This window comes from Streptomyces populi, assembly GCF_002911015.1.
Classification (GTDB): Bacteria; Actinomycetota; Actinomycetes; order Streptomycetales; family Streptomycetaceae; genus Streptomyces; species Streptomyces populi.
The window spans coordinates 16,017-33,626 of record NZ_KZ626930.1 but is presented as its reverse complement, the minus strand read 5'-3'; the positions used below and the strand labels follow the sequence as shown (position 1 = coordinate 33,626).

General features: G+C 72.0%; 17 protein-coding genes. 8 read left to right on the top strand and 9 right to left on the bottom strand.

Going from position 1 to position 17,610, the window contains the following annotated elements:
• Positions 1 to 341 precede the first annotated feature (341 nt).
• The 6 genes from CW362_RS32430 to ltaE all read left to right on the top strand — a co-directional run bounded on the left by CW362_RS32430 (position 342) and on the right by ltaE (position 6,826).
• Positions 342 to 1,238, top strand: a complete 897-nt coding sequence (locus tag CW362_RS32430) for a TauD/TfdA dioxygenase family protein (protein WP_103553174.1) — start codon at positions 342 to 344, stop codon at positions 1,236 to 1,238.
• Positions 1,235 to 2,128, top strand: a complete 894-nt coding sequence (locus CW362_RS32425) for an ABC transporter permease (protein ID WP_103553173.1) — start codon at positions 1,235 to 1,237, stop codon at positions 2,126 to 2,128. The genes CW362_RS32430 and CW362_RS32425 overlap by 4 nt, the downstream gene beginning before the upstream one ends.
• Complete coding sequence (locus CW362_RS32420) at positions 2,125 to 2,856, top strand: ABC transporter ATP-binding protein (RefSeq protein WP_103553172.1); 732 nt, start codon at positions 2,125 to 2,127, stop codon at positions 2,854 to 2,856. Before CW362_RS32425 ends, CW362_RS32420 begins: the two co-directional genes overlap by 4 nt.
• Before the next feature lie 90 nt (positions 2,857 to 2,946).
• A complete protein-coding gene (locus tag CW362_RS32415) occupies positions 2,947 to 3,999 on the top strand; it encodes an aliphatic sulfonate ABC transporter substrate-binding protein (RefSeq protein WP_103553171.1) in 1,053 nt (350 codons plus the stop codon).
• Positions 4,000 to 4,037: 38 nt separating this feature from the next.
• Complete coding sequence (locus CW362_RS32410) at positions 4,038 to 5,366, top strand: LLM class flavin-dependent oxidoreductase (RefSeq protein WP_103553170.1); 1,329 nt, start codon at positions 4,038 to 4,040, stop codon at positions 5,364 to 5,366.
• Positions 5,367 to 5,698: 332 nt separating this feature from the next.
• A complete protein-coding gene (gene ltaE, locus CW362_RS32405; protein WP_240658143.1) occupies positions 5,699 to 6,826 on the top strand; it encodes a low-specificity L-threonine aldolase in 1,128 nt (375 codons plus the stop codon).
• 140 nt (positions 6,827 to 6,966) lie between these two features.
• Here ltaE and CW362_RS32400 read toward each other — a convergent pair whose 3' ends face one another.
• The 5 genes from CW362_RS32400 to CW362_RS32380 form a co-directional block, all read right to left on the bottom strand.
• Entirely contained in the window at positions 6,967 to 8,445 is a 1,479-nt protein-coding gene (locus tag CW362_RS32400) for a glutamate-cysteine ligase family protein (RefSeq protein WP_103553169.1), read from the bottom strand.
• Positions 8,446 to 8,781: 336 nt separating this feature from the next.
• Entirely contained in the window at positions 8,782 to 9,369 is a 588-nt protein-coding gene (locus CW362_RS32395; RefSeq protein WP_103553168.1) for a GNAT family N-acetyltransferase, read from the bottom strand.
• A 119-nt stretch (positions 9,370 to 9,488) separates the two neighbouring features.
• Positions 9,489 to 10,187 (bottom strand): B3/B4 domain-containing protein, encoded by a 699-nt coding sequence (locus CW362_RS32390; protein WP_103553167.1) that lies wholly within the window; start codon positions 10,185 to 10,187, stop codon positions 9,489 to 9,491.
• A gap of 41 nt (positions 10,188 to 10,228) precedes the next feature.
• Positions 10,229 to 10,546: a hypothetical protein gene (locus tag CW362_RS32385; protein WP_376450214.1), complete on the bottom strand. Its 318-nt coding sequence runs from the start codon at positions 10,544 to 10,546 to the stop codon at positions 10,229 to 10,231.
• A gap of 22 nt (positions 10,547 to 10,568) precedes the next feature.
• Positions 10,569 to 11,405 (bottom strand): EamA family transporter, encoded by an 837-nt coding sequence (locus tag CW362_RS32380; RefSeq protein WP_103553166.1) that lies wholly within the window; start codon positions 11,403 to 11,405, stop codon positions 10,569 to 10,571.
• 118 nt (positions 11,406 to 11,523) lie between these two features.
• Between CW362_RS32380 and CW362_RS32375 the strand changes: the two genes are divergently transcribed.
• Complete coding sequence (locus tag CW362_RS32375; RefSeq protein WP_103553165.1) at positions 11,524 to 12,108, top strand: helix-turn-helix domain-containing protein; 585 nt, start codon at positions 11,524 to 11,526, stop codon at positions 12,106 to 12,108.
• 156 nt (positions 12,109 to 12,264) lie between these two features.
• Here CW362_RS32375 and CW362_RS32370 read toward each other — a convergent pair whose 3' ends face one another.
• Together CW362_RS32370 and sigJ are read right to left on the bottom strand one after the other, a co-directional pair.
• Positions 12,265 to 13,488: an oxygenase MpaB family protein gene (locus tag CW362_RS32370; protein ID WP_103553164.1), complete on the bottom strand. Its 1,224-nt coding sequence runs from the start codon at positions 13,486 to 13,488 to the stop codon at positions 12,265 to 12,267.
• A 367-nt stretch (positions 13,489 to 13,855) separates the two neighbouring features.
• A complete protein-coding gene (gene sigJ, locus CW362_RS32365; RefSeq protein ID WP_103553163.1) occupies positions 13,856 to 14,806 on the bottom strand; it encodes an RNA polymerase sigma factor SigJ in 951 nt (316 codons plus the stop codon).
• Between the two features lie 101 nt (positions 14,807 to 14,907).
• Between sigJ and CW362_RS32360 the strand changes: the two genes are divergently transcribed.
• Positions 14,908 to 15,312, top strand: a complete 405-nt coding sequence (locus CW362_RS32360) for a hypothetical protein (RefSeq protein WP_162684305.1) — start codon at positions 14,908 to 14,910, stop codon at positions 15,310 to 15,312.
• A gap of 323 nt (positions 15,313 to 15,635) precedes the next feature.
• On the opposite strand, the gene CW362_RS32355 is transcribed toward CW362_RS32360, so the two are convergent.
• Positions 15,636 to 16,661 carry an SDR family NAD(P)-dependent oxidoreductase gene (locus CW362_RS32355; RefSeq protein WP_103553162.1) on the bottom strand — a complete coding sequence of 342 codons (1,026 nt, stop codon included), beginning with the start codon at positions 16,659 to 16,661 and terminating at the stop codon, positions 15,636 to 15,638.
• 144 nt (positions 16,662 to 16,805) lie between these two features.
• The gene (locus CW362_RS32350) at positions 16,806 to 17,561 is read right to left on the bottom strand and encodes a helix-turn-helix domain-containing protein (protein WP_103553161.1); all 756 of its coding nucleotides are present in this window, start codon (positions 17,559 to 17,561) and stop codon (positions 16,806 to 16,808) included.
• Positions 17,562 to 17,610: the final 49 nt, after the last annotated feature.

Here is a 17,610-nt window from a genome sequence, read left to right as displayed (position 1 = left end):
TCCCGGCCACGGCCGGGAGTCCGCGGCGCAGGGCGCGCACGGGCGGCGAGACCGTACGGGCGGACCGACGCGGTCGTCGAAGAACCCGTGAGCCGGCAGCGGCCGGTCACAGGCGGACGAGCGATCCGGCATCGGGCTCGGCGGTTCGTCATCGGCCCCCGGTGACCGGATCCGCCCGGCCGTGCCTCCCGCACGGATGACGGCTGCCTGCCTCCACGTCGTGGCCGCAACCCCTCTCCCGTTCCCGTTCGGCCGAACGGCCGGCGCGGCGATCCGTCATCGCCGCCGCCCGCCCCTCAGCACACGGTGGTACACCCACCCCTCCCGAGAGGTACCTCCTCATGCCCGTGTCCATCCGCAAACTCACCGGCCGTATCGGCGCGGTGGCCGAGGGCGTCGACCTGACGGCGCCACCGGACGACTCCACGCTCACGGCACTGCGTGACGCCCTCGACGAGCACAAGGCGCTCGTCTTCGACGAGGCCGGCCTCGACAACGCCGGCCAGGAGCGCGTGGCCCGCTGGTTCGGCGAACTCACCACCGCCCATCCGAACGTGGCGGCCGTCGACGGCACGACGAACGTGCTCGCCGTCGACAGCGAGACCTCCAAGGCCAACGAGTGGCACACGGACGTCACGTTCGTGGTCAACCCGCCGCAGGTCACGACGCTGAGGTCGCTCGTGACCACGCCCTACGGCGGTGAGACGCTCATCGCGAACACCGCCGCGGCCTATCGCGACCTGCCCGCGCCGCTGCGCGCCCTCGCCGACTCCCTGCGCGTCGTGCACACCAACCAGTACGACTACGCCCGCCCCGCGGCCGCCACGGCACAGCGGCAGGAGTACGACCGGGCCTTCGTCTCGACACCGTACGAGGCCGAGCACCCGGTCGTGCGGGTGCATCCACTGACGGGCGAACGAGGCCTGTTCATCGGAGGGTTCGCGAAACGGATCGTCGGCCTGTCCGGCAGCGACTCGGCCGATCTGCTGCGCATCCTCCAGTCGTACGTGACCCGCCCGGAGAACATCCTGCGCTGGACGTGGTCCCCCGGCCAACTGCTGATCTTCGACAACCGGATCACCCAGCACTACGCGGTGGACAACTACGACGACCACCCGCGGCTCCTGAACCGGGTGACCGTCGCCGGAGAGGTACCGGTCGGCGTCGACGGACGCCGCAGCGAGCAACTCGTCGGTGACGCCTCGCACTACACCGGCGTCCTGGCGGTGGCGGCATGACCGAGGTCCGCATCCCGGCTCCCGCCGTCATCAAAGGCCCGGACGCCGCGACGAAGAACGAGCGGGCCCGTGAGGTGTTCGTTCCGCGTGGCGCGCGCCGCCGGACGACGCTCGGCACACTCCGCGAGCGGCTGCGCTGGCCGCTGGGTGTCTACACGACCCCGGTCGTGATCCTCATCGCCTGGGAGGCGCTCGCCCGGGCCGGAGTGCTGACGAAGACCTACGCCCCGGCCCCGACCTCGATCGTGAACTCCGCCGTCGACCTGTGGCAGCAGGGAGTGCTCGGTCCGGACCTGGCCATCTCCCTGCAACGCGCCGGCCTCGGACTCGCGCTCGGGCTGACGGTGGGCATCGTCGCCGGAGTGCTCGGCGGACTGCTGCGCAGCGGTGAGTACCTGTTCAACGGCGTCGTACAGGTCCTCAACACGATCCCCCTCCTCGCGGTCCTGCCCCTGATGATCGTGTGGTTCGGCATCGACGAGCTCACGAAGGTCCTGCTGATCTCCTTCGGGGCGGGCGTCCCGATGTACCTCAACCTGTTCGCCGCGATCCGCGGCGTCGACCAGCGGCTGATCGAGATGACCCGCACGACCGGGGCGGGCACCTGGCGCCTGGTGACGCGTGTGCTGGTGCCCGGATCCCTGCCCGGCTTCCTGGTCGGCCTCCGCTTCTCCCTCGCGTACAGCGTCCTGGGCCTGGTCGCCGCGGAAACCGTCAACGCCGACCAGGGGCTCGGCTTCCTCATCACCCAGGGACAGACCTACCTGCAGACCAACCAGGTCTTCGTGGGGCTGGTGATCTACTCGCTCCTCGGTCTGCTCGCCGACCAGTTCGTCCGGGCTCTCGAGCGGGTGCTGCTGCGGTGGCGCCCGAGTTATGAGGCGTCATGAGCAGCGCAGTCGCGACCGATCTCCGCCGGAGCACCGGTGTCGTCGTCGAGCGGGTCGTCCGGCGGTTCGGTGACCGGACGGTGCTCGATCAACTCGATCTCACCATCGCCGACGGGGAGTTGGTGATCCTGCTCGGCCCCTCGGGCTGCGGCAAGAGCACGCTCCTGAGGCTGCTCGCCGGACTGGACCGGCCCGACGGAGGGCGCGTCGAGGTCCCGGCGAAGCGGGCGATCGTCTTCCAGGCCGACCGGCTGCTGCCCTGGCAGCGCGTCCTGCGCAACGTCACCCTCGGCCTCCACGGGCCCGACGCCGAGCAGCGCGCCCGCGACGTGCTCGCCGAGGTCGGGCTCTCGGGCCGCGAGAGGGCGTGGCCCAAGGAACTCTCCGGCGGCGAGGCGCAACGGGTGTCGCTCGCGAGGGCGCTGGTCTCGGAGCCCGGACTCGTCCTGCTCGACGAGCCGTTCGCGGCCCTCGACGCCATCACCCGGCTGCGCATGCACGACCTCGTCCGCGCCCTGAGGACGAGGCACCAGGCGGCCATGCTGCTCGTCACCCACGACATCGACGAGGCGATCGCCCTGGCGGACCGCGTCCTCGTCATGAGCGACGGCCGCATCGGCGGCTCCCACGAGGTCCACCTCTCGGCCGCCGACCGTGAGGCGAGCGTCGCGCGCGAGGAACTGCGCGCCCGGCTCCTGGAGGACCTCGGCCTCGCCGGCCGGCACTGACCCCCTCGGCCGGCACTGACTCCCCCGGCGCCGACACGAACAACGCGCGCCGAACACCGAACCCCAGCACAGAAAGCCCAGGACATCACCATGCGCAAGACAACCAGCAGGATCGTCACCGCCGCCGCTCCCCTCGCCCTGGCGAGCACCCTCGTCGCCTGCGGCTCGTCCTCGGACGCCTCCGCGCCGCTGAGCAACGCGGGCAACGCGAGCAGCGCGAAGCATCCGGAATGGAGCAAGTACACCTTCACCATCGGCGACAACGGCGGTGACGGCAGCCAGGAGCTGGCGAAGGTCACCGGCGTGTTCGACAACGCGCCCTACAAGGTGAAGTTCGCCCGCTTCACCTACGGTCCGCCTCTTGTGCAGGCCGCGGCGTCGGGGGACATAGATCTGGGCAGCGTCGGTGACGTACCGCCGATCACCGGCGCGGCGAAGGAGTACGGCTTCAAGATCGTCGCCGTGAACCGCTCGCTCACGCCCGACCAGGCGGTCGAGAACATCATCGTGCCGAAGGGCTCGAAGCTGAGGACGGCCGCCGACCTCAAGGGCAAGCGGATCGCCGTTCCGCAGGGCAGTTCCGCCCACGGACTGGCCCTGAACGCGCTGAAGAGCGTCGGCCTCGGGCCCAAGGACGCCAAGCTGGTCTTCCTCGACCCCGCGGCCGCCGCGACGGCGTTCAACACCGGCAAGGTGGACGCCTGGTCGATCTGGAACCCGCAGTCCGCGATCGCGGTCAAGAACGGCGCGCGGATCCTGGTCAAGGGCCTCCCGCCCATCGACCAGACGAGCAGCTACTACGTCGCGACGGACAAGTCGCTGAAGGACAGGACCAAGCGCGCGGCCCTCACCGACGTCCTGAAGCGTCTCTCCCGTGAGTACGCCTGGGCGATCAAACACCCCGACCAGTACGCGAAGGCGCTCTCGAAGGAACAGGGCATCCCCCTGGCCGACGCCAAGGCGTCCCTGGCCGCCTACTCGAACCGGGTGACCCCGGTCGAGAAGTCCGACATCGAGCTGGAGCAGAAGCTCGCGGACGTCTTCCTGGAGTCGGGCCAGATCACCAAGAAGGTGGACGTCGCGTCGATCACCGACAACCTCCTCCCGGCCGGCTACGACAGCTCCGAGCTGACCTTCGACTGAGCCCCGCCGCCCACCCCGACACCCGAAGGAGAGAACCCATGACCGCGACACAGCGCCGGCTCCACCTCAACGCCTTCCTCATGGAGGCGGGCCACCACGAGGCGGCCTGGCGGCTCCCGCGCAGCAACCCCCGGGCGGACTTCGACCTGCGCCACTGGATCGAGCTGGCGCGGCTCGCCGAGAGCGCCAAGTTCGACTCGCTGTTCCTGGCCGACGGCCCGGCACTCATGGGAACCGGTGAGTTCAGGCCACCGGGCCAGCTCGAACCACTGACGCTGCTGACCGCCCTGTCCCAGGCGACCAGCAGGATCGGCCTCATCGCGACCGTCTCGTCGACGTACAACGAGCCCTACAACCTCGCGCGCCGGCTCGCCTCCGTCGACCACGTCAGCGGCGGCCGCGCCGGCTGGAACATCGTCACCTCGGCGGGAGCGGACGAGGCCGCCAACTTCGGCCTCGACGACCGCCCCGGCCACGCCGAGCGCTACGCCCGCGCCGACGAGTTCCTGAAGATCGCCAAGGCACTCTGGGACAGCTGGGAGTCGGACGCCGTCGTGGCGGACAAGGCCGGCGGACGCTACGCCGACCCCGAGCGGCTGCACCGGCTCGACCACCAGGGCGCGTACTTCAAGGTGGCGGGTCCGCTCAACGTCCAGCGCCCGCCGCAGGGTCACCCGCTGCTCGTCCAGGCCGGCTCCTCCGAGGACGGGAAGGACTTCGCGGCCCGTCACGCCGAGGCCGTCTTCACCGCCCACACGACCTACGAGCGCGCGGCCGCCTTCTACGCCGACATCAAGGCACGGACCAGGTCCGCGGGCCGCGACCCCGAGGGCGTGATCGTCCTGCCCGGCATCGTCCCGTACATCGGGTCGACCGAGGCGGAAGCCCGGGCGGTGGCCCGGGAGTTCGACGAACTGCGCGTTCCGGAGTACGGGCTGCGCCAACTGGCCGCCGTGTTCGAGACCGAGCCGTCGGCCTTCGAACTCGACGCGCCCCTGCCGGACTTCATCCTCGACAGACCGAAACTGGAGGGAGCGCAGAGCCGTTCGGACCTGATCATCGACCTCGCGGTGCGGGAGAACCTCACGGTCCGTCAGGTCATCTCCCGGCTCGGCGGCGGACGCGGCCACTTCGAGTTCATCGGCACGCCCGAACAGGTGGCGGACACGATCATCGCCTGGTTCGAGGGCGGCGCGGCGGACGGGTTCAACATCATGGCACCCGCCCTGCCCTCGGGCCTCGAGGCCTTCGTCGAACACGTCCTGCCGATCCTGCGCGGCAAGGGCCTGTTCCGTGAGGAGTACGAAGGCACGACCTTGCGCGAGCACTACGGGCTCCCGGTCCCGGAGAACCAGTTCCGGGCCTGACCCGCTCGCGCCTTCCGCCGCTTCCACCGGGGAGGAGGACCCACGTCACCCCGGGCCGGATCCGCCCGGAGCGAGTGCTCCCCGAACCCGCCCCCGGTGGAGCGTGATCCCGGCGGCCCGCCCGCACCGCGGGCCGCCGGGATCACGACGGCCCGCGGAGGACCGTGACGAACGGACGGGAGGACCGTGACGAACGGGCGGACGGGAGGGGCGGTCCGGCGGACCGAGAACGGGAAGGCCGTGAAGCCGGTGCCGTCGGCCCCGGGGCAGACCCGCGGGCTCGGCGGCCACCCCGGCACTCGAGGTCACCCCCGGCGTGGCAGAGTGTGCGTGTGCCGACCACTGATGCCGCCCGTGCCGCCGACGCCGTCGATGTCCCCCGTGCCGTGAACGCGGCCGGTGCCGCCGCCGACGAGCCCGGTCACCTCATCGACCTGCGCAGCGACACCGTCACCCGGCCCGGCGAGGCGATGCGCCGGGCGATGGCCGAGGCCGAGGTGGGTGACGACGTCTTCGGTGACGACCCCACCGTCAACGCGTTGCAGGAGCGGATCGCCGGGCTGCTCGGATTCGAGTCCGCGCTGTTCGTCTCCTCGGGGACGCAGAGCAACCTGTGCGCCCTGCTGACCCACTGCGGCCGCGGGGACGAGTACATCGCGGGCCAGATGGCCCACATGTACCGGTGGGAGGGCGGTGGAGCCGCCGTGCTCGGAGGCATCCAGCCCCAGCCGCTGCCGCACCGGGCGGACGGGACACTGGACCCGCTGGACATCGCGGCGGCCGTCAAGCCGGACGACCCGCACTTCGCGCGCACGCGGTTGCTCTGCCTGGAGAACACCATCGGTGGCCGGGCCGTCCCGACGGACTACCTGAAGAACGCCACACAGATCGCCCGCGACCACGGCCTCGCCACGCACCTGGACGGGGCGCGGCTGTTCAACGCGGCGGTGGCCGCCGGGGGCGACCCCTACGAGCAGGCACGGCTGATCGCCGGCCACTTCGACAGCGTCTCCGTCTGCTTCAGCAAGGGCCTGGGCGCGCCCGTCGGCTCGGCGCTCCTGGGATCACGGGAGTTCGTGGCCGGGGCACGGCGCTGGCGCAAGGTTCTGGGCGGTGGGATGCGCCAGGCCGGTGTGCTGGCCGCCGCGGCACTCCACGCGCTCGACCACCAGGTGAGGCGGCTCGCGGACGACCACGAGCACGCCGCGCTGTTCGCCGAGGGCCTGAAGGACGTGGAGGGCCTGACCATGGAGCCCAGCGGGACCAACATGGTCTTCGCGAGGTCGGCCCCCGGGCTCGCGACCGACGAGGTGCGCGACCGGCTGGCGCGCCGGGGCCTGTTGTGCGCGGGCTACCCCGGCCAGCTGCGCTTCGTCTTCCACCTGGACGTGACGCGCGCCGACACGGAACGCGCGGTGCGGATCGTGCGCGAGACCCTGGCCGGGACGGTGGCCGGCTGACCTCGCGGGGCCGTCGGCCCGTACGTCGTCCGGCCGCCCCACAGGGATTCCTGAACCGGTCCGTACGGATTCCTGGACCGGCTCGTACGGATCCCCGGACCGGAGGGACGGCTCGGCCCTGCCTCTCGCGGCTCCTTCGGTCAGTCCACCGGCCACGTGTGGACCGGAGCGTTGAGGTGCATGTAGTCGATGTACTGCTGCGTCATGCGCCGCAGGGCCTCGTGACGGCCGCACCGCTCCGACGTCTCGAAACGGTGCAGCATCTCCTTCTGCCAGACCGCGCCGTTGCGCGCGGTGACGCACCGCTGCTCGATGATGCCGAGCAGCGGCTCCCGCCAGGCCGCGTCCATGCCCGAGCGCTCCAGGCCCTGGTGCGCCAGTGGCAGCAGCCGTCGCAGGACGAGTTCGGGCACCGGCACCTCACCCGTTCCGGGCCAGTACAGCCGGGCGTCGATGCCGTCCCGCGCCGCGGTGTCCAGGTTGTCCTCGGCGGCGGAGAAGGACATCCGTGACCACACCGGCCGGTCCTCGTCCACCAGGGCGCGGGTGAGACCGTAGTAGAAGGCGCCGTTGGCGAGGGTGTCGGCGACCGTCGGGCCCGCGGGCAGCACGCGGTTCTCCACCCTCAGGTGCGGCCTGCCCCGGGTGACGGCGTAGACCGGACGGTTCCACCGGTAGATCGTGCCGTTGTGCAGGGTCAGTTCGGCCAGGTCCGGCGTGTCCCCGCGGGCCAGCGTCTGCGTGGGGTCCTGGTCCTCGCACAGGGGCAGCAGCGCCGGAAAGTAGCGGAGGTTCTCCTCGAAGAGATCGAAGACGCTGGTGATCCACCGCTCCCCGAACCAGACCCGGGGCCGTACTCCCTGCGCCTTGATCTCCTGCGGTCGGGTGTCCGTCGCCTGCTCGAAGAGCGGGATGCGGGTCTCGTGCGCCAGTTCCTTGCCGAACAGGAAGGGCGAGTTGGCCGCCAGCGCGACCTGGATCCCGGCGATCGCCTGCGCCGCGTTCCAGTAGTCGGCGAAGTCCTCCGGCGACACCTGGAGGTGGAACTGCGTGCTCGTGCAGGCGGCCTCCGGCGTGATGGTCTCCGCATAGGTCCGCAGCCGGTCGACCCCGTCCACCTCGATGAGCAGGTCCTCTCCGCGCGCCGCGAAGACCTGCTCGTTGATCAGCCGGTAGCGGGCGTTCTCCGACAGGGCCTCCGGCCCCACGTCCGACTCCCGCAGGGTGGGCAGGATGCCGATCATGATCAGATGGACGCCGATCGACCTGGCGCGCTCGTCCGCGTGGTTCAGCGCGGCGCGGATCTCCTCCTCCCAGGCGTCGGGGCCGCCCGCGACCAGCCGCCGGGGCGGAATGTTGATCTCCAGGTTGAACCGGCCCAGCTCGGTGTCCCAGGCGGGATCCGCGATGGCGTCGAGCACGTCACCGTTCCGCATCGTCGGCTCGGCCTCGGTGTCGGTCAGGTTCAGCTCGATCTCCAGGCCCACCTGAGGCCACTCGGAGTCGAACCGTGCCTCGCGCAGCATCTGGGCGAAGGCGTCGAGACACTCCTGCATCTTGATCCGGTACCGGCGACGGTCCTCGCGGGTGAAGACCATCGCCGGAACGTCGCGTCCCATCGGTCCTCCCGGTGGCCCCACGGATACCTCTTCCATCCAGCGTCGCACCATGGGGCGGGTCTGACCATGCGGGACGGACTCCACACCGTGGTGGGCCGGTGACCGGGGCCGTCCCGGCCCGCCCCGGTGGCGGTCGTCGCCTCAGGAGGCGCTGCGGCAGGCGGAGCGGGGGTACCGGATCGTGGCGCGGGCCGGTGAGGGCGGGCGCGGGCCAGGTGTTCGCTTCCGCCCGTCCGCCCGCTCGCCCGTCCGGCGGACGGACGCGAACGGACGCGAACGGACGCGAACGGACGAAGAACCGACCGGACGGATCCGGACAGGGCGAGACCGAACGTGTCAGCGGACGGTGTCTCCGGCCGGTGCGGAGGGTCCGGCGGTCTGCCGGGCCGTCCATTCCTCACGCAGCAGTCCGAACAGCACGCCGTCGTACCACTCCTCGCCCACCCGCACGCTCGCGCGGCGGCGTCCTTCCTCGACGAAGCCCGCCTTGCGGAAGGCGCGGACGGCCCGTTCGTTGCCGCTCCAGGTCTCCAGCTCGACGCGCCGGAGCCGGCAGGCCCCGAACAAGTGCCCCAGCAGGAGCCGCAGCGCCTCGGAGCCGTAACCGCCGCCCCAGCGGTCGTGCTCACCGATGACGACACCGACCGTCGCCCGGCCCGCGAACGGGTCGAGGTCCCGGTAGTCGGCCGTGCCGATCACCCGGCCGTCCGCCAGGTCCTCCACGGTGAACGTGGCCTCGCCGCGCGGGTCCTGACGGAGCCGGGCGTCGTGGAAGCGTTCCATGGTTTCCCGCGTGATGGGCCCGAAATGCGGGTCGCCCCCGGTGGCCCAGTGGGCCACCTCCGGGTCGTTGCGCCAGCGCAGATAGGAGTCGAGGTCCTCGGCCATCGGCGCGCGCAGTCGTACGAGTTCACCCTTGATCATATGAAGATCATATTGATCACCCGGATCGTGTGGATCACGGGAAACGAAGTCCGGTCCGTGAAGGGGGGCGGCCGCTCCACGAGTCGTGCGGCTGGACCGCCGACCGTCCGCCGGGCAGGTCAGACGCCGGCGTCGGGGCCGAGGTAGTGCACCGTGGTCCGCTCGGAGTGCGGGGCGAGGAGTTCCCGCAGTTCGCCGGCCGCGGTCCTGAGGAGCTCTCCGTCACGGGTGGCGTGAAGGGTTTCGAGCGCGAAGGCGACGCGGGTGGAGTCCTGGGTGACACGGGTGCGGTGGGCGTCGCGGTGGTTCCAGTGCCGGGTGAGCACGTCGGTGGTGTCGGTGTAGATGATCTCGCCGGGCCTGGGGTTCTCGACGGTGTCGGGCTCGCCGAGCGGGGTGAAGGTCTCGCTGCCGTCGGCGTGGCGGATCTCGACGTCACCGGTGACGTGATCGAGGTCGAAGGCGCCGGCGGGCAGGCCGTGACGGACGGAGACGGCGTTGTAGGAGTCGACGGCCGGGTTGATGCGCGGCAGGGCGCCCTTCTTGGCGAGGCGGCGTCCGAGGGCGTCGACGCTGGGCCGGATGCGGCGGGGGTTGGTGCCGAAGGAGCGGTAGGCGGTGTGCCACGCCTCGATGCGCGGGTCGCTCTCGTCGGCGGGCTGCCAGGTGCCGTCGGCGAGCTGCCGTTCCAGCTCCTGAAGGGCGGCGGTGGTGGCGGGCCAGGGTTCGTGGCCGCGCAGTCCGGTGGCGGTGACGACGGCGATGAGGGTGCCGGGGAAGGCGTCGGTGACAGCGGGGGCGATACGGAAGACGGTCATCGCGAGGGGTATCCGTTCGGGGAGGGGGCGGCGCGGCGGGGTCAGGGTTTCCAGGGGCCCGTACGGTCCAGGCGGCGCAGTTGCCGGGCCGCGGTGGACGTGTCCGGGCCGGTGTCCCGTCCGGTGAGCCTGCGAGCGGTGCCGGCACGCCGCCCGACGGGTTTGTGGTCGTCGTACTTGGGCTTCGCGCGGACCTCGGTGACGGCTAGGCGCAGGCCGCGGATGCCGGTCGGTATCCGTCCGTAGGGAGGCCGGCCGGGCTCGACGGAGGCGTGGTCGTCTTCGGGCTGGGAGCGGGCCGGCCGGCGGCGCGGCAGCTCGGCGTGGTCCAGGGCGGAGTCCCAGGGCCGGATGGACATGCGGGGATCCTTCCGGGCGAGGTCAGGTGAGGGCGAGGAGGCTGACGGCGACGGCGGCGGTGCCCAGCCCGACCAGCTGCCCGCGGTGGATCCGCTCGGCGAGCACGCCGCGGGCGAGCAGAACGGTGCCGGCCGGGTACAGGGCGGTGATCACGGCGACGACCGCCAGGTCGCCGCCGCGGGCGGCGAGCAGGAACAGCAGATTGGCCACCGAGTCCAGCACACCGGCCGCCGCCGACATCGCGTACGCGGGCTTCTCGGAGCCGAGTCGTCGGTACATCAGCCCGGCCGCGGCGAGGGTGACGGCGGAGGAGACGGCGCGGCCGACGATCAGCGGGCCGACGCCGCTGTCCGCGGGCGCCTGGTGCAGGAAGACCAGCTGCAGCGCGATGGCGGCCCCGGCGCCGAGGGCCAGCAGCAGCGCGGTGCGCGACGGGCGCACGGTCCCGGCGCCGCCCCCGGCGCTGACCAGCACCACCGCCGTCAGCGCCAGCGGCAGCCCGATCAGCCCGGCCGAGCCCAGGTGCTCGCCCTGTAGCAGCCCGACACCGACCGGCAGCATCGCCGAGACCAGCGCGGTGACGGGGGACAGGACGTTCATCGGGCCGATCGCGAGCGTGCGGTAGAGCAGGGCGAACGCGGCGGCCGACGCGACACCGGACGCCGCGCCCCAAGCGAGGGTCGCCGGGCCGAAGGAGGCGCCGAGGAAGGGCCACAGCAGCAGTTCGACGGTGAGCGAGGCGGGGGCGGCGATCAGCACGGTGCGCAGGACATGGGCCTTGCGGGCGCCGAGACCGCCGAGGAAGTCGGCGCATCCGTAGGCCAGGGAGCTGCCCAGGGCCAGCAGCAGAGCGATCACGGGTACATCCCTTACTATCAATGGAACGACTGAACTGTACAACGCAACGACCGGATGGCGTCAACCGAACGACCGCACGGTGCAGTGCAGTGATCCATCTGTCTGAAGGGGTGAAGCGATGGCCGAGACCGAGGCGGCACTGCGGGCACTCGCGCACAACGTCAGGAGTGCCCGTACCCGTGCCGGGCTGTCCCTGGACGAACTCGGCCGCCGCGCCAAGGTCAGCAAGGGTGCCCTGGTCGGGCTGGAGAAGGCCCAGGGCAACCCGAACTTCGCCACCCTGGTCCGCCTCGCCGACACCCTGGGCGTCTCGGTGTCCGCGCTGATGGAAGGACCGGCCGAGGGCCGTGTCCGGGTCGTGTCCGCCGATGCCGTCATGCCCTTGTGGGCGGGGGAGAGGGGCGGTGAGGCGCGGCTCATGCTGACCACGGCGGGACCGGCCCCGGTGGAGGTCTGGCGCTGGAGGCTGGAACCGGGCGAGGAGTACTCCAGCCACCCGCACCAGGCGGGCGTCGTGGAGACCGTCAGCGTCACCGCGGGACGGATGGTGCTCGTCGTCGACGGCGCCGAGCACGCCGTGGAGACCGGGCAGACCGCCACCTTCGACGGCGACGCCCCCCACGCCTACCGCGGCTCGGGCGACCGGACCTGCCACCTGATCATGACCGTCCACATCCCGCCCGGTCCCGGCTCCGCTGCCTGACCGGCGTCACCGGTGCCTCTGTGCGCGGCCCGGTTCGGGGGCGCGTGCGGGGGAGTGCTGCCAGGGGCGGTGGGCGGTGGGCGGTGGGTGGACTGCCGCCCCCGGCAGCGGACGTGGGCCGGCGCGGTGCCGGACTGTCGGTGCGGTTCGGGGGGTTCAGGAGGGGCGGTTCGTGTCCGGGATCGTGATGGCGATCGGCCGCGCCTCGTTGAGGAAGACCAGGACGAACCGGCGGAGGGCTTCCTCCAGGGTCCAGGCGATCGCCGGGATCGCGGGAAGGGGGATCAGACCCTCGCGGAAGGCCACCAGGAGCGGCCAGGCGGTCGCGATCAGCGGTTCCAGGATCGGCTCCCGGGAGAGACCGATCATGTCGCCGATCCGGTCGCCGAGCGTGTACCGGGAGAACGCGCTGATCAGGGGTCGGGTCAGACCGGCGTCGAGTTGGGCCACGATGCCCAGGAGGACGTCGGTCAGCGCCTTCCCCTCGGGGGTGGAGGCCAGCACCGGGTCGAGGAGCTGCCTGGACTGGGCGTCGGCCGCGTCCCAGGAGGCCGGGACGTACTCGTCGCGCACCCCGAGCATGTGGGCGCTGACCTGCCACACGTGCAGATACGCGGCCGCGTCGTCGGCGCTGATCCGGACGCCCCACTCCTTCATCTTGCGCATGACGAACGTGGCGAGGCTGTGCCAGGTGACCAGGATGTCCGCCTGGCTGATCGGTGTCGTCTGACCGCCGCTGGTCTGGGTCCAGGCCGGGGACTGCGGCAGCAGGTGCCGTACCGCCGCGTGCACCATCCGCGTCTTCACCGCGGTCACGATCATCGAGCCCTGCGGCAGGTAGGCGTCCGTGGCCCCGATGTCGTAGCCGAGTTTCGCCGTCTTGGCGATGCGGTCCTTCATGTCGGCGCCGCCCTTGGAGTAGTAGACGGCGCGCGACTCCCGGGGGATGGCGGTGCTCATCAGGCCGCTGCCGAGGCCGTAGAGCGCTCCTATGTAGATGCCCTTCTTCGCGTTGATCCGGGAGGCGCGGTCGAGTTTGTCCCTGTCCGCCCAGGAAGGCAGTTGGCGGGCGGTGTTCATGAACTCCCGCAGGTCCGCGGGGAGTCCGGTGGGCAGCGCCTGGTCGTTGCGGGTCCAGGTGGCCAGTTGCTCGTTGATCGCGGCGATGCCGCCGCGGTCGAGGACGGCCGCGAGCACGGGGTCGGCCTCCTCGTCCCACACCCACTGCGGGTCGGCTCCCGCGCCCGAGTTCGCCACCGAACTGCTCGGCGCCCACGTCCACGGGGGCCGGGCGTCGGCGGGCGTGGCCGCGCCCAGTGCTCCGAGGGCCCCCAAGGCCCCTCCTGTCATCAACATCTTGCGCCTGCTGAGTCCGTCCATCGGGCTGAACTCCTCCTCGGGTCCATGGCCGGTTCGATACGATGAAACAAATTGAGGCTCTCTGTATCAATCAGGGGAGCACAGGACGCGCGAGAACACCAGAGTCCTCACCGGATCGGGAGGACCTTCGCGGAACCTGATCTGCCGGTCCCGGCAGGGTCTGCCGGCTTCCGCCCGCGCCCGGGTCCGCCTTCGGTGACACCGCCGTCGAGCGGTTCGCCGTCGCCGCGGCGGACGGTCCGCGGCCGACCGGGCAGCGCTTCCCGTTCCCGGAACGGTGGTGCCTCCCACCGGTCGAAGGGCGGCGGGACGGTACGGGAGCGGGCCCGCGAACCCGGTGATCGGGCGGCGGGTCATGCCCGACGGGTCACGCCAGGCGCGAGGAGGGCTCCACCCGCGGCTGCAGTGGTGGTTCCTGCCGCGACCACGCTCGCAGCTTCTCCGGGTTGCGGACCGCCCAGATCCGGGTGACGCGCCCGTCGGAGACGTCGAACGCGGCCACGGTCATGACGACGCCGGCACGCCGGGCCACCAGACCCGGAACCCCGTTGACCGACCGCTCCAGGAGTTCGAGCCCCGGAGCCCTGTCGGCGATGGCGACCATGTACCGGGCGATGCGCGCGCCGCCCTCGACCGGGTGCGGTACGGCGCCGACCGTGCCGCCGCCGTCGGCGGTCATCACGGCGGCCGGGTCGAGGAGACCGACGAGGGCCGCGATGTCCTTGGTCTCCCACGCCTCTTTGACGTGCCTCACCACCTCGGCCCGGCCGGTGGCCGCCACCGGGGTGCGCGCGCCGCCCGCCCGCCGTCGGGCGGAGGCCGCAAGCTGCTTGCAGGCCGCGGGGGTACGGCCGAGAACGTCGGCGATCTCCGCGAACGGGTACCGGAAGACGTCGTGCAGGACGAACGCCACCCGCTCCGCGGGCGTCATCGACTCCAGGACCACGAGGAAGGCCATGGCCACCGACTCGTCCAGGACGATATGGTCCGCGGGGTCCGAGGGGCCGGTGGGGCCGGCTCCGGCCGTGTGGTCCCGCTCGGTGCGGTCGGGCAGCGGTTCGGGCAGCCACGCGCCGACATGGCGTTCACGGCGGGCCCGCGCCGAACCGAGCAGGTCCAGACAGATGCGGCTGGTCACCGTCGTCAACCAGGCGCCGGGAGAGAGGATCTCCTCCCGCCGGCCCGGCGGCAGCCCGTACCAGCGTGTGTAGGCGTCCTGGACCGCGTCCTCCGCCTCGGTCACCGAACCGAGCAACCGGTAGGCGACATTGACCAGTCGGCGTCGCTCGCCGGCCACCCCGGTCCCGGCACCTTCCATACTTCCGGCCGCCCCCTCGCCTTACCTTTCGCATGCCTGCGTCGTCGGACCGACGAGACCTTGTCGATCTGCTGCCCGAGGACGGAAAAGGAGACGGCGACATGGCCACTGAGGTGACGACGACGGCGAGCGCACGGCACGGCTCCTCGTTCCTGCGGATCGCCGTCGCCCTGCAGACCCTGACCATCTTCCTCCAGGCGGTCTCCGCCGGTCTGTTGCTGACGGCGTCCTACGGAGAGACGCTGCACGGCGTCGGAGCGCGGGTGATGTACGGGGCGTCGATGCTGTACGTGCTCGCGGCGGTGCTGGCGTGGAAGCCGGGCGGCGGTTCGCTCCGGCCCGTCCGGCACGCGTCGGGCTTCCTCGTACTGGCCTCGATCCAGGTCGTGCTCGGCATCGCGCACGTCCCGTCGGCCCATGTCCCCCTGGGTGTCCTGATGTTCGGCCTGAGTGTGCTGGCGCTGGCCCGTGCCGGGTCCCGGGACCAGGCCCTCCGCGCCCGGTGAGGCCGCTTCCCGCGCGTCGTCCGAGGCGGCGTCGAAGTGCCGCGGCGCCCGGTCGGCCGGGCCCCGCGGCCGGCCTGGGCCGTGGACCGGACGCAGATGACGCCCGCGAGCGTGGCGTGCCGTCGAGGGGCTGCCTCGGAGCCAGTCCTCGACGCGGTCCATTCCGTAGAGCAGAAGGCCCAGCGCGGGCAGCAACGACGCGGCGACGATGATCACGGCGGCAGACCCTTCCGGTCGGTGACACCGGCCTGGGTTCCCCGCACCGGTGGTACGACACCCCTGTCCCGGGTGCCCGGCGGCGGGCTCCGGCCGCGCACGGCCGGTCAGGCGCTGGTCGGCGGTCCCGGAATCCGCTGGTTGTAGCGGTGTGCCGCCCGGTCGTTGAGGCTGCTGCCCAGCCTGCGTACCCTCTCCGTCCACGTGGGGGCACCGCGGTCGACGCCGTGACCCTGCTCGATGCCGTCCCCCGCTCTGCCGGCGGCGCCGCCCCCTGTCGGCGGCGGGGGCAGGAGCCGGGCGACGAGCCCGCTGAGCCGGGTGACCGTGGCCGGTGCCACGCCGTGCGCCACCGAGGCGGCACGCGCCGCCGGAGTGAGGACCAGCCGGGTCCTGCGCTTCTCCAGGGCCCGCACGATGCGCTCCGCCGCGCGATCGGCGTCCATCGAGACGACGGGCGTCCCCGAGAGCGCGGAGAACCAGGCGAACTCCTTGGAGGACCGGCCGCCGAACTCGGCCTGGAGATGCGAGCCGGTGCGCATCAGCCCGGGATGGACCGTCGTCACGCTGAGATCGCCGCCGGCCGTCTCGGCCCGCATCCCCTCGCCCAGCGCCGCGACGGCGGCCTTGGCGCACGAGTAGGGCAGCAGGTGCGGAACGGCGAGCAGCCCGCCGATGGAACCGATGAGGCACAGCCGGCCCCCGGCCCCGCTCGCGCGCAGACGGGGGAGCGCCGCCATGGCGGTGTTCACGGTGCCGCCGAAAATGGTGGCCATGGCGTCCTCGAAGGCTCCGCTGTCGAGCGACGCCACCGGGGCCACCTGGATGACACCCGCGTTGGCGACGACGATGTCCAGCCCACCGTGCCGGTCGTCCGCCTGCCGGACCGTTGATTCCACCGCGCGCAGGTCACGGACGTCACACACGGCGGTGGAGACGGCCACGCCGGTCCTCTCCTCGATCCATTCGGCACCGCGTCGCAGCTCGTCCTCGTCGCGAGCCGCCATCGTGACCCGGCATCCGCGCCGGGCCAGTCGTGCGGACAGCAGCAGCCCCAGCCCTCTGGACCCACCCGTGACCAGTGCGGAGAGCCCGTCCAGATCCGACCGGTGCGGAGTCGACGCCACCTTCATCACCTCGCTCGTGGAAGAGGCTCCCCGGGTACCCGGATCGGATGCGTGTAGACGAGGAGGGCCGAGGCGGGGGATCGCCCGGGCGGTGCGCCGTTCCGTGAGCCGGTGGGGCCGGTGAGGCGGGGCCCGCGGTGACCCTGGTCGTCAATCGTCTCCAGGGCTGACCCGGGGGGCGTCCTCCGGGGCCGTTCCGGGACCTGCGTGGAGGACTTCGCGGGCCTGTTCGGCGGCGCGGACGATGCTTTCGCTGATGAAGTCGAGGAAGCGGGCGACGTTTTCCAGGCGGGTGGCGGCGGGGGTGCCGCGGCCGAGGACGGCGACGCCCTGGCGGGCGGTCCGGACGACCTCGTCGTTGGCCCGCGCGCTGGCGATCGTCGCCTGGTAGAAGAGGTCGTTGTCGACGATGTAGCGGTCGCGGCGGCCTTCGTCGCGTTCCCGGCGGACGAGGCTCTGGCTCTCCAGGAACGTGATGGCCTTGGAGATGGACGCCGGGCTGACCTGGAGTCGCCGGGCGAGCTGGGACGCGGTGAGGCTGCCCGTGTCGGAGGTGAACAGACAGGTCAGCACCCGGGCCGGGATCCTGGACATGCCCGATGCCATGAGAACGGTGGTGAACGTCTCCTCGTACTCGGCCACGGCTTCGGCGTCGCGTCCGTGCGGCTGGGGGGCCGACTCCGGTCCGCGGGAGGGCGCGGTCCTGCGCCGGTGGGCGCGGCGTTCGGTGGCGCGGTGGGCCAGGTTGGCACGGTAGGCGGTGGGGCCGCCGTTGCGCATCACCTCACGCGTGACCGTCGAGGTGGGACGGCCCAGGCTCCGGGCGATCTCGGCGTAGGGGAGGCTGTCGGCCAGTCCCGATGCGATCTGCTGGCGTTCCTGCTGGGTGAGCCTGCCTCCCGGCATCGAGGCCTCCTCGGTGATCCGTCGTGGCGGTCCCTGACCTCCCGCACTA